Genomic DNA, 12,153 nt, shown 5'->3' on the forward strand with positions numbered 1-12,153 from the left:
CGGAAAAGCCTCCTTTTATTTACTTAAAAAGCCCAATTTCCGTTTCTGAAGATAGGCTCTCTTTTCCCGTCTGCCGTAATTCCGTCAATATTCATATCCTTAGAACCGATCATAAAGTCCACGTGTGTAATGCTCTCATTTAGGCCTTCTTTGACAAGCTCTTCACGAGACATCTGCTTTCCGCCTTCAATATTAAAGGCATAGGCGCTTCCGATCGCCAAATGATTTGACGCGTTTTCATCAAACAGCGTGTTATAGAAAAGAATGTTTGATTGTGATATAGGCGAATCGTAAGGAACAAGTGCCACTTCACCTAAATAGTGAGAACCTTCATCTGTTTCCACCAGTTCTTTTAAAATATCCTCACCTTTTTCAGCTTTAATGTCGACTATACGGCCATTTTCAAACGTCAGGGTGAAATTTTCAATAATATTTCCGCCGTAGCTTAATGGTTTTGTGCTTGATACCACACCGTCAACCCCGTCTTTTTGCGGCAGCGTGAACACTTCTTCTGTCGGCATATTGGCCATAAACTCATGGCCGCTTTCATTCACGCTTCCCGCACCTGCCCAAACATGCTTCCTAGGCAGCTTAATTGTTAAATCAGTTCCTTCAGCTTGATAATGTAAGGCAGCGTAATGTCTCTCGTTCAAATGGTCAACTTTTTCATGAAGATTTTGGTCATGATTGATCCACGCCTGAACCGGGTTGTCTTCATTTACGCGCGTCGCTTTAAAAATTTCTTCCCACAGAAGGTGGATCGCTTCCTCCTCTGATTTGCCAGGAAACACCTTGTGAGCCCAGCCTGCTGATGCCGCACCTACGACAGTCCAGCTGACTTTGTCTGATTGAATATATTGTCTGTATGTATGTAATGCTTTGCCTGCTGCTTTTTGGAATGCCGCAATCCGTTTGGAATCTATACCTTTTAGCAAGTCTGGGTTTGACGACACAACAGAAATGAAAGCAGCTCCATTTTTGGCAAGCTCTTCTCTGCCTTTTGCTTCCCATTCAGGATATTCTTCAAATGCTTCAAACGGCGCAAGTTCGTATTTTAATTTGGCGACTTCGTCATCCTGCCAATTCACGGTGACGTTTTTTGCGCCCTTTTCATATGCGTGTTTTACAATTAAACGGACAAAATCCCGAACGTCTGTTGAAGCATTTACGACTACATACTGGCCTTTTTGGACATTAACGCCGACTTCTACCGCCAGCTGTGCATATGTATTTAATTTCTGTGAAAATGAATCCATGAATCATTCCTCCAAGCTTTTTTCTCATCATATCAAATATGATCCTATAAAGGAAAGAAGGAGCCCAAAGTGAAAAACCCAAAACGACACGTCTTGGGTTTTTCAATATTATGGATGATTCAGTTTTACAGTGCCGCCTGCAGGCGAATGAGGCATATTTGCCAAAGAAATGCTCATGCCTCCAAGAATAATTCCGCTTAAAATGGCTGCGATCGCTACTCTTCTTCCTAAATCTCTTAGCATCTGTTTCCTCCTTAACGTTTCTCCATTTCCCACAATATGAAGGAAGTGAGGAAAAAAGAAGCAAGAAATTTGCCGCGTGTGAGAATTTTGCGGGTAAAGACTATTTAATTGCCTTTTGCAGCTTATCAATCACTTCTAAAGAACGGCCTGTGCCGATTGCTACAGATTCAAGCGGGTTTTGCGCCACGTGTACAGGCACGACAATCTCTTCTGTGAGCCATTCTTTAATTCCATTAAGGAGCGCGCCGCCGCCTGTTAAAATAACGCCGCGATCAACAATATCTCCGCTCAATTCAGGCGGACAGTCCTCAAGTGTCGCTCTGATGGCTTCAAGAATATGCAGGAGGGATTCACGCATTGCATCTTGAATTTCGTTGGATTGAAGCATAATGGTTTTTGGAAGACCTGTCACGAGGTCGCGTCCCCGAATTTCCATTGCCTCTGGTATATGTTCAATCAGAGCATGGCCAATTTCCATTTTTACCTGCTCAGCTGTGCGTTCGCCGATCAGCAAATTGTATTTTTTACGGACGAAAGAAACGATATCCTCATCAAGCTGGTCTCCGCCGATCCTGATAGAATGGCAGGAAACAACGCCACCGAAGGAAATAATAGCGACCTCTGTCGTCCCTCCGCCGATATCTACTACCACATTGGCAACCGGCTCATCAACCGGTAAATCCGCTCCGATGGCGGCTGCAACTGGCTCTTCGATTAAATGAACGTTTTTCGCGCCGCAATTTTTCACCGCATCACTGATGGCGCGGCGTTCTACTGCTGTTGAGCCTGATGGTGTGCAAACGACTACGTTCGGTTTTCTGAACGACATGCCGATGCTTTTTGCGGCTTTTTTCATAATGTGCTTTAGCAGGTCAGTTGTCATATCATAGTCTGCGATCACGCCATCTTTCATCGGTCTGACAGCGACAATTTTTCCCGGTGTTTTACCGATCATGTTTTTCGCATCAGCTCCGATTGCAAGCACTGCTTTTGTCGTCGTATCCACTGCGACAACAGATGGTTCATTTAGGATAATCCCTTTATTTTTGCTGTAAACAAGTATATTAGCTGTTCCTAAGTCAATCCCGATTTCAGTTGATTGAAACATGTTTTCACCCAATCTCTATCCTAATTTAATATGATTCTACATTTAAAGTTTCTCAGAAATACTGCGATTTTTGGGGGTGTGCGTCGGTAAAGAAATGTTTTTGTAAAAAATCAAGGAACTGTGTAACAGAAGTAATACATTTTTCGGTTTTATGGAAAAAATATCTTGTAATTCTTATAGAAAGCGGGAAACTTTTTCAAAGTTTCATTCGTCTACGATATATTGAGGTACATCCTTAAAACATTACATGAGAAAAGAAACATTTAAAGGAAGAAGGGTTTTTATGAAATCAATAGGTGTTGTGAGAAAAGTAGATGAATTAGGCCGCATTGTCATGCCGATTGAGTTGAGACGGGCATTGGATATTGCCATAAAAGACAGCATTGAGTTTTTTGTTGACGGAGATAAAATTATCTTGAAAAAGTACAAACCTCATGGCGTTTGTTTAATGACTGGAGAAATCACTTCAGAAAATAAAGAATACGGCAACGGTAAAATTACGCTAAGCCCTGAGGGTGCACAGCTGCTTCTCGAAGAAATTCAAGCCGCTTTAAAAGAATAAAATTATGCTAAAAAAGGCGGAGCGATGTCATCTCCGCCTTTTTTGCGTGCCAATTTTTGATTACCGCCGCCTAAGATAAGACATCAAGATATTTGGTAATGAATGATTTGGGATACTTTACATATTTTACTCAATTATTTGTCGAAGAATGGTACAATAAGTAGAGAAACACAAGCGGCAGGTGGTCATATGAGAAAATATCAAGCGCGTATCATTTCCATCATTTTGGCAATGATTTTTATAATGTTTTGGGATTATTTATTTTATTTTATAGGCAAAAACCCGATTAATTGGCCTGTTGATATTGTGTATACTGCAGTCACGCTGGTAAGTGTCTGGATGCTGGCTTATTATATTGATGAGAAACAGCAGCTGGTTAAGAAAATGAAGGATAACGAATGGAAGTATAAACAGCTTTCTGAAGAAAAAAACCGCATCATGGATAATTTGCAGGAAATCGTATTTCAAACGAATGCAAAAGGCGAAATTACATATTTAAACCAAGCGTGGGCATCAATAACCGGCTTTTCAATCAGTGAATGTATGGGAACAATGTATAACGATTACTTCATAAAAGAAAAGCACGTAGCCGACCACATTAACACCCAAATCCAAAACAAAGCGTCTTCTGGCATGTTTACGGCAAAATACGTGACAAAGAACGGCACGATTTTTTGGGGAGAAGTTCATTATAAACTTTACTATGACCGGGATGACCAATTTACAGGCAGCCTGGGTACAATGTCAGATATCACTGAGCGGAAAGAGGCTGAAGATGAGCTCATTGAGATTAATGAACGGCTGGCGAGGGAATCCCAGAAACTATCAATCACAAGTGAACTTGCCGCAGGTATTGCTCATGAGGTCAGAAACCCTTTAACATCTGTCAGCGGTTTCCTCCAGATTATGAAAACACAATATCCGGACAGAAAAGACTATTTTGACATCATCTTTTCAGAGATTAAAAGAATCGATTTAGTGCTCAGCGAGCTGCTGCTGCTTGCAAAACCGCAGGCAATCACATTTAAAACACACCAGCTTAATGAGATCTTGAAACAAGTCACGACATTGCTTGATACCAATGCAATTCTGTCCAATATCGTCATAGAGAAAAATTTCAAAGAGACAGATGGCTGTATGATTAATGGAGACGAAAATCAGCTGAAGCAGGTCTTTATCAACATCATTAAAAACGGAATTGAGGCAATGCCAAAGGGCGGTGTCGTAACCATTTCAACTGCTAAAACCGCCTCTCATGCAGTGATAAGCGTAAAGGATGAAGGAAACGGCATGCCGCAGGAAAAGCTGAAGCAGATTGGCAAACCTTTTTATTCAACAAAAGAAAAGGGCACTGGACTGGGACTTCCCATTTGTTTGAGAATCCTGAAGGAACATGACGGGGAATTGAAAATCGAAAGTGAAGCTGGAAAAGGCAGCGTCTTTCAAGTGGTTTTGCCTTTAAAATCAGACAGCTGAGAGGAGAAAAATACAGTGAACTCGCTTCTGTTTGTATATGGGACATTAAGAAAGCATGAAAAAACCCATCATTTGCTGGCACAATCGGCATGTATCAATGAGCAGGCGAGAACAAAGGGAAGTTTGTTTGCTGCAAAAGAGGGGCCCACAGCTGTTTTTAATGGCGAAGGCTATATATACGGCGAAGTATATGAAGCAGATGAATTGTGTATACATAAGCTCGATCAATTTTTTCAAGGATATCATAAACAAACGGTGTTTGTAGAAACGGATGTCGGGATTAAAAATGCGCTTATTTATTTTATGAACAAAGAAGGGTGTGCCGGTTTTACGAAAATAAGCAGCGGCGACTGGAAAGAACATCAGATGATCAGCAAATCGAAAAATCCCATTTATTATTTTGCCTATGGATCATGCATGGATAATGCCCGCTTTCAAAAAGCGGGAGTCGATCACTATTTTCAAGATCCAGTAGGAAGAGCTGTTTTAAAAGGATACACAACCCGCTTCACGCTAAAAAGGGATGACGGTTCAAGAGCGGACATGTTGGAAGACGGAGGAACAACAGAAGGCGTTTTATACCGTATTCCTTATTCTGCTCTCTCCTATCTATTTAAAAGGGAGGGCGTCGAATCTCTTACGTATCGGCCGGCATTTGTAGACGTTGAAGCTGGCGGAAGGCACTACAAAGACTGCTTAACCTTTCTCGTCCTCCAAAAAGAAGCGGAAATTGCCCCGCCTCAGCACTATCAGATTGAAATCGAACGCGGAGCGGAGCTGTATTTGTCGCCTGAGTTTACTGAAAAGCTCAAGCGGCATATGAATTCGCTGCCAAAAGGATAACACTGTAACAAAAGAATATGATAAAATTTGATCAATATCATGTCATATAAAGGAGCACCACGATGAAAAAAGAATTTGCGGTAATTGGGCTGGGCCGTTTTGGTGGCAGTATTTGCAAAGCATTAAGCGAAGAAGGCGTCGAGGTTATGGCAATGGATATCGATGAAGATAAAGTCAACGAGTATGCCAAGATTGCATCTCACGCAGTTATCGGTGATTCGACAGACGAATCTGTCCTGAAAAATTTAGGCCTGCGAAATTTTGACCATGTTATTGTAGCAATCGGGGAAAATATTCAAGCGAGTATTTTAACGACACTCATTCTGAAAGAACTTGGCGTCCATACGATTACAGTTAAAGCGCAGAACGATTATCACGAAAAAGTGCTGTCTAAAATTGGCGCGGATCACATCGTCCACCCAGAACGCGATATGGCAAAACGAATTGCGCATAATATCGTGTCCAACAATGTACTTGACTATTTGGAGCTGTCTGAAGAGCATAGTCTTGTTGAAATCGTAGCTAACAGCCGCCTGGCTGGAAATACACTTCTCGATTTAGATATTCGCGCAAAATACGGTATTAATATCGTAGCCATAAAAAGGGGCAAGGAAGTCATCGTATCACCGCTTGCAACCGAAGTCATCCACCAAGAAGATATACTCATTGTTATTGGATCAGTTACAGACATCTCCCGTTTTGAAAAAAGAGTTCTTCATACTAAATAGCAGTCAAATAAGCCGTCCTCAAAGGGCGGTTTTTCGTATTATCAGAATATAACAACTTTAATGAACTGAGCGCCAATTTCTTAAAATTTCATTGACTAAGCACAGGCGTTCCGATAGCATATTGTACCATATAATAAAAAAGAGGAGGGGCCTATTTGAATAAAGAAGCGCTAGTCAATAGGCTGAATGCTTCAGCCCAAAGACAAAAAGCTGATATCGTCATTAAGAACGGAAAAATCATGGACGTATATAATCAAGAATGGATATATGAAGATATTGCGATTACAGATGGAGTTATTGTAGGCCTCGGTGAGTATGAAGGTGAAAATACCATTGATGCAAAGGGACAAATGATTGTTCCGGGTTTTATTGATGGACATGTACATATTGAGTCGTCAATGGTTACACCGATTGAGTTCGCTAAAGCAGTGTTGCCTCATGGCGTGACGACGGTTGTTACAGATCCGCATGAGATCGCGAATGTGTCTGGTGAAAAAGGGATTGTGTTTATGCTTGAACAAGCTCGGCATACACCGCTGAATATCCATTTTATGCTTCCTTCCAGTGTGCCTGCCGCAAGTTTTGAGCGATCAGGCGCAATTCTTAAAGCTGCCGATCTCAAGCCTTTTTATGAAGAAGAAGAAGTATTAGGACTGGCTGAAGTTATGGATTATGTGTCGGTTCAGCAGGCTGAAGAAGACATGGTTCAGAAACTGCTCGATGCCCGTGTTGCAGGAAAACGGATAGACGGTCATTTAGCTGGTTTATCAACAGACCTCGTTAACATTTACAGAACCGCATTTGTCTTAAATGACCATGAAGTAACATCGAAGGAAGAAGCCCTTGATCGTATCAGAAGGGGCATGTATGTCATGATGCGTGAAGGATCAGTCGCCAAAAACACGCTCAATGTGCTGCCGGCGGTGAATGAAAAGAACGCACGCCGGTTCTTTTTTTGTACGGATGATAAGCATGTGGATGATTTATTGTCAGAGGGAAGTGTAAACCATCAGGTGAAAATGGCGATTCAAGCTGGACTTGATCCGTTTTTAGCCTATCAATTAGGAAGCCTCAATGCGGCCGAATGCTACGGATTAGATACAAAGGGAGCGATTGCCCCGGGTTTTGACGCTGATTTGCTCTTTGTATCTGATCTGGAAAATGTCACTGTCACAATGACGATGGTAAAAGGGCAGACTGTTGCTGAAGACAGCAAAGCGGTCTATCAGGATCATGCTTCAACTGCAGCACCAGATCAGGCACTGCTTGATTCTGTTAAGCTTGCTGATCCTCTTAACAAACAGGATTTTCATATGCCAATCGATTCAGAGCAGCAGATCAATGTCATTCAAATCATACCAAATCAGCTTGAAACAAGATTAGTACAAGTTCCGGCTCCTGTTGCCCGCGAATTTGAGCCTGACACTGAGCTTGATTTGTTAAAGATTGCAGTTGTTGAGCGGCATAAAGGATTAAAAGAAACCGGACTTGGTGTTGTGAAAGGTTTTGGATTCAAGAGCGGAGCGATTGCCACAACCATTTCACACGACTCCCATAATATTATTGCTGTCGGAACGAATGATGAGGATATCGCGGCGGCAGTTAATAAGCTGCAGGAAATTGGCGGAGGATTAACGATTATAAAAAATGGGGAAGAGCTCCATTCAGTACCGCTGCCGATTGCAGGGTTATTATCCGAGCATTCTGCGGAGCAAGTGAATCAAAGCTTGCTGACGCTGCATGATAAATTGCCGTTAATCGGTTTCACAGGCGGATTTAATCCATTTTTGACATTGTCGTTTTTAGCGTTGCCTGTCATTCCTGATATTAAAATGACGACTACGGGCTTATTCGATGTAAAATCATTTCAACACATATCACTGCAATAAAAAGAGGCACTCCCTTAGGGAGTGCCTCTTTTTTTAAACCTCCATAATGATCGGCAGGATCATTGGACGGCGCTTTGTTTTTTCGTACAAGAAAGGTGCAAGCGTGTCTGTAATCTCGTTTTTGATTTCAGACCATTGAGTCGTTTTTCGTTCCATTACTTTTTGTAAGTGATTTGAAATGAGCTCTTGAGCGTCGTTGATCAAGTCGCCAGATTCTCTCATGTACACAAATCCTCTGGAAATCAAATCTGGGCCCGCTGAAATCTTGAAGTCGTCCATGTCAATGCTGACAACAACGATGACAAGTCCTTCTTCAGAGAGAATTCTGCGATCACGAAGTACGATATTGCCAATATCACCGATACCGCTTCCGTCAATGTACACTGAACCGGACGGGATTTTTCCTGCAACTGAAGCCTCGTCGCCTTTAAGCGCTAATACTTCACCATTATCCATGATAAAGCAGTTTTCCTCTGGGATGCCACAATCTGTTGCAAGTTTGACATGCATCTTTTGCATTCTGTACTCACCGTGAATCGGCATGAAGAATTTAGGTTTGATTAAACGAAGCATCAGCTTCTGTTCTTCCTGTCCGCCGTGACCGGATGTATGGATATCGTTAAGAGGGCCATGAATAACCTCAGCACCCGCACGATACAGCTGGTTGATTGTTCGACTCACGCTGATTGTGTTGCCTGGGATAGGGGATGAAGAAAATACGACTGTATCCCCAGGATTGATTGAAATTTGGCGGTGTGTGCCGTTTGCAATTCTTGATAACGCCGCCATTGGTTCCCCTTGGCTTCCTGTACATAAAATTGTTACTTTATTAGCAGGCATACGATTGATTTCGTTATGCTCAATAAACGTATTTTTAGGACAGTTAATATAACCGAGTGTCTGTCCAATTTCGATAGCCGATTCCATACTGCGTCCAAATACGGCAACTTTTCTTCCATTTTGTACAGCAGCTTCAATTACCTGCTGCAAGCGGTGAATATTCGACGCAAATGTAGCGAAGATAATTCGGCCGTCCACCTTGCGGAAAATGTCATGAATGCTTTCTCCTACACGGCGCTCAGACATGGTAAACTCCGGATTTTCACTGTTTGTGCTGTCTGAAAGAAGGCACAAAACGCCTTCTTTACCGATTTCGGCCATTTTCGTTAAGTTTGCCGGCTCGCCGACTGGAGTAAAGTCGAATTTAAAATCCCCAGTATGTACGATGTTTCCGGGCGGCGTTTTTACAACAATGCCGTAGGAATCCGGAATACTGTGTGTTGTTCTGAAGAATGACACAGCCGTTTTGCGGAACTTTACAATATCATCCTCGCCGATAATGTTCAGTTTCGTCTGTCTTAATAATCCATGCTCTTCAAGTTTATTCCGAAGTAAGCCGATCGCGAGTTTTCCGCCGTATACAGGAATATTCACTTGTCTGAGCAGGTATGGAATACCGCCGATGTGGTCTTCGTGCCCGTGGGTGATAAAAAGCCCTTTAATTTTATCTTCGTTTTTGACTAAATACGTATAATCAGGGATGACGTAGTCAATTCCGAGCAGTTCGTCCTCGGGAAACTTGATCCCCGCATCAATCAGTACAATTTCATCCTGGAATTGCACCGCGTACGTATTTTTACCGATTTCGCCCAAACCTCCGAGGGCGAAAACAGCAGTCTGATCATTTTTTACAAATTTCATACCGCTCATAACTCCAATACTTTAAAATTTTCGCTCTGTTGTTCATATTCTAAGAATGCACCATCAACAGGTGTAATAAACTCAATATTAAATTTCTTTTCTTTCAGCTTTGTTCTGACGTCACGCTCAGATACGCCTTCAATATAAAGTGAATCTGTCTTTTCCCGAACAGGTACTTCGTCAGCCTTCTCTTGATAAAATACCTTATAAATCATTCCAAATCTCTCCTTAAATGCCGTATGTTAGACTCGCTCATTCTATTATATTCGAAAACGGAATATAAGGAAAGCCTTGAGCAAAATAAGGATCTCTCAAAAAGTGAAAGATCCCTTGTCAGGCAATTGCTTTCTTACGGAGCATTCCGTTCCATTGTCTTCTGAGTTTCTTTCTTAATTTACGCAGCATTAGCCAGTCCCTCCTTTAATGAAAAATTTGTCCCAGAGTTCTTTTATACAAATAGTATACGGAGATTGAGGAAGACTTTTCGTGGTTATTAATGGAATTTAATATGATTTTTGAACGAAATTGTTTGCTGAATGACAATCTTTTTGTATGATGAGGGTGGGAATTGCAGACCAAGACGATAAAGGGGAAGTTGCGATGGATTCTAAATTAATCTTTTTTGATATTGACGGCACAATATATGATCATGATAAGAATATACCGGAAAGTACGAGAAAAACCGTGGCGGAGCTGCAGCGCCAAGGGCATCATGTGTTTATTGCCAGCGGCCGGTCTCCATTTTTGGTTAAGCCGATTTTAGAGGAGCTGGGCATCCACTCATTTATTTCCTACAATGGACAGTTTGTTGTCTTTGAAAATCAAGTGATTTATAAAAATCCGCTGCCTGAAGATGCAATCAGACGATTATTAAAGCAGGCGGATGAAGGCAAGCATCCTGTTGTGTTTATGGCCGAGGACACGATGAAAGCGACTGTTGCGGATCACCCTCATGTTCTCGAGGGAATCGGCAGCCTTAAAACCGATTACCCAGAGACCGATGACCTTTTTTATGAAGGAAAAGAAATTTTTCAGCTTCTTTTATTTTGTCAGGATGAAGAAGAAAAAGCTTATGCCGCTTTTCCTGAGTTTGATCTAGTTCGCTGGCATGAGCTATCGACTGATGTTCTGCCGCACGGAGGTTCGAAGGCAGAAGGAATCAAAAAAGTGATTGAGCGTCTTCCGTTTGATATCGGCGATACATATGCTTTCGGCGACGGATTAAATGATCTGCAAATGATTGAATATGTAGGGACAGGCGTTGCTATGGGAAATGCTGTTCCCGAACTGAAAGAAATCGCGGACTTTGTAACAAAGCCGGTGGACGAAGATGGAATTGCATACGCTGTCAAAGAATTGGGCCTTTTAAAATAAAGAAACGGCTGGCATTGTGCCAGCCGTTTTTTCTTTTAGCGCTCAATTGCGATTGCATTTTCAGGTTCTTTGAAAGGATTTTCCTTATCAATATGATCATAGAACATAACGCCGTTCAAATGATCGATCTCATGCTGAAACACAATAGCCGGAAATCCTTTTAAACGAATATCAATATTTTCGCCTTCTAGTGTTGTTCCTTTTACTCTGATGCGAGCATAGCGGGGAACATAACCGGGAATCGCTTCATCTACAGAGAGGCAGCCCTCGCCGCTTGTTAAGTAGCTTTTTTCAACTGAATGGCTGACGATCTTAGGATTAAACAGAGCATAGCTGTATAATTTACCGGAAGCATCTTCCGCATGAACGGCGATCATTCGTTTTTTGATATTAATTTGAGGAGCTGCGAGCCCTACGCTAGGGCGCAGCTTGTATTTTTCGGCTAATTCCGGATTTTGGCTGTTTTTAACAAATTCGATCATGTCGGCCAGCTGCTGTTTTTCTGCATCAGTTGGAGGCAGCTCAACAGGTTCGGCAGTCTCTCTGAGGGCTGGATGGCCGTCACGTACGATGTTTTCCATAGTAATCAAGAAACTTCACTCCTAAAGCTTAATATGTAAATTATATCGGATTTCTTCACAAAGGTGCAACGAAACGAATGACCAGCCGTATATGGCTGGTCAATTTCATGCTGTGTGGTTAACAACAGCCTCCGCCTAAATAAGCAGCTCCGACAATGATTAACAGAATGAATAAAACAACGATTAGCGCAAAGGTGCGGCCGTAGCCATATCCGTAGCCACCATATCCGTAACCACCATAACTGCAGCAGCCTCCGCCGTAACCATATCCATACATATTACATAACCTCCTCTTTTAATTACGCCAGAGCCTTTATAAGTAGGCATAGCGTCTAATATAACCTATGTAAAAACAAAAAAGTTGTATGGTCATCTGTCCTGATTTTTCACTT

At 42.0% G+C, this 12,153-nt stretch carries 13 protein-coding genes; 6 read left to right on the forward strand and 7 right to left on the reverse strand.

The genetic code is table 11. The features are described from left to right. Positions 1-23: 23 nt before the first annotated feature. The 3 genes from KXZ66_RS07770 to mreBH all read right to left on the reverse strand — a co-directional run bounded on the left by KXZ66_RS07770 (position 24) and on the right by mreBH (position 2,607). Positions 24-1,256: an aminopeptidase gene (locus KXZ66_RS07770; RefSeq protein ID WP_003232341.1), complete on the reverse strand. Its 1,233-nt coding sequence runs from the start codon at positions 1,254-1,256 to the stop codon at positions 24-26. Between the two features lie 108 nt (positions 1,257-1,364). Continuing rightward, complete coding sequence (locus KXZ66_RS07775; protein WP_003238865.1) at positions 1,365-1,499, reverse strand: protein YkpC; 135 nt, start codon at positions 1,497-1,499, stop codon at positions 1,365-1,367. A gap of 100 nt (positions 1,500-1,599) precedes the next feature. Continuing rightward, positions 1,600-2,607: a cell shape-determining protein MreBH gene (mreBH, locus tag KXZ66_RS07780; RefSeq protein ID WP_003245743.1), complete on the reverse strand. Its 1,008-nt coding sequence runs from the start codon at positions 2,605-2,607 to the stop codon at positions 1,600-1,602. 283 nt (positions 2,608-2,890) lie between these two features. Between mreBH and abhA the strand changes: the two genes are divergently transcribed. The 5 genes from abhA (at position 2,891) to ade (ending at position 8,105) form a co-directional block, all read left to right on the forward strand. After that, on the forward strand, positions 2,891-3,169 hold the full coding sequence (gene abhA / locus KXZ66_RS07785; RefSeq protein WP_003244728.1) for a transcriptional regulator AbhA: 279 nt from the start codon (positions 2,891-2,893) through the stop codon (positions 3,167-3,169). A gap of 189 nt (positions 3,170-3,358) precedes the next feature. Beyond that, a complete protein-coding gene (gene kinC / locus KXZ66_RS07790; protein ID WP_003232333.1) occupies positions 3,359-4,645 on the forward strand; it encodes a two-component sensor histidine kinase KinC in 1,287 nt (428 codons plus the stop codon). Between the two features lie 15 nt (positions 4,646-4,660). Then, on the forward strand, positions 4,661-5,488 hold the full coding sequence (locus KXZ66_RS07795) for a gamma-glutamylcyclotransferase family protein (RefSeq protein WP_128740304.1): 828 nt from the start codon (positions 4,661-4,663) through the stop codon (positions 5,486-5,488). A 62-nt stretch (positions 5,489-5,550) separates the two neighbouring features. Next, positions 5,551-6,216: a Ktr system potassium transporter KtrC gene (gene ktrC / locus KXZ66_RS07800; RefSeq protein ID WP_003222311.1), complete on the forward strand. Its 666-nt coding sequence runs from the start codon at positions 5,551-5,553 to the stop codon at positions 6,214-6,216. Positions 6,217-6,371: 155 nt separating this feature from the next. After that, positions 6,372-8,105, forward strand: coding sequence for an adenine deaminase (gene ade, locus KXZ66_RS07805; protein ID WP_032725625.1), 1,734 nt, complete (start codon positions 6,372-6,374; stop codon positions 8,103-8,105). 33 nt (positions 8,106-8,138) lie between these two features. Here ade and rnjA read toward each other — a convergent pair whose 3' ends face one another. Together rnjA and rnpZA are read right to left on the reverse strand one after the other, a co-directional pair. Continuing rightward, entirely contained in the window at positions 8,139-9,806 is a 1,668-nt protein-coding gene (rnjA, locus tag KXZ66_RS07810) for a ribonuclease J1 (protein WP_003245660.1), read from the reverse strand. A 5-nt stretch (positions 9,807-9,811) separates the two neighbouring features. Continuing rightward, positions 9,812-10,021 carry an RNA polymerase subunit omega 1 gene (rnpZA, locus tag KXZ66_RS07815; protein ID WP_003222303.1) on the reverse strand — a complete coding sequence of 70 codons (210 nt, stop codon included), beginning with the start codon at positions 10,019-10,021 and terminating at the stop codon, positions 9,812-9,814. A gap of 385 nt (positions 10,022-10,406) precedes the next feature. Between rnpZA and KXZ66_RS07820 the strand changes: the two genes are divergently transcribed. Further along, positions 10,407-11,180, forward strand: a complete 774-nt coding sequence (locus KXZ66_RS07820) for a Cof-type HAD-IIB family hydrolase (RefSeq protein ID WP_015252170.1) — start codon at positions 10,407-10,409, stop codon at positions 11,178-11,180. 35 nt (positions 11,181-11,215) lie between these two features. Here KXZ66_RS07820 and def read toward each other — a convergent pair whose 3' ends face one another. Further along, on the reverse strand, positions 11,216-11,770 hold the full coding sequence (def, locus tag KXZ66_RS07825) for a peptide deformylase (protein WP_151870254.1): 555 nt from the start codon (positions 11,768-11,770) through the stop codon (positions 11,216-11,218). A gap of 109 nt (positions 11,771-11,879) precedes the next feature. Beyond that, the gene (locus KXZ66_RS07830) at positions 11,880-12,038 is read right to left on the reverse strand and encodes a YjcZ family sporulation protein (protein ID WP_014476697.1); all 159 of its coding nucleotides are present in this window, start codon (positions 12,036-12,038) and stop codon (positions 11,880-11,882) included. Between the last annotated feature and the right edge of the window lie 115 nt (positions 12,039-12,153).

It is taken from the genome of Bacillus sp. LJBS17, assembly GCF_019334685.1.
Classification (GTDB): domain Bacteria; phylum Bacillota; class Bacilli; order Bacillales; family Bacillaceae; genus Bacillus; species Bacillus subtilis.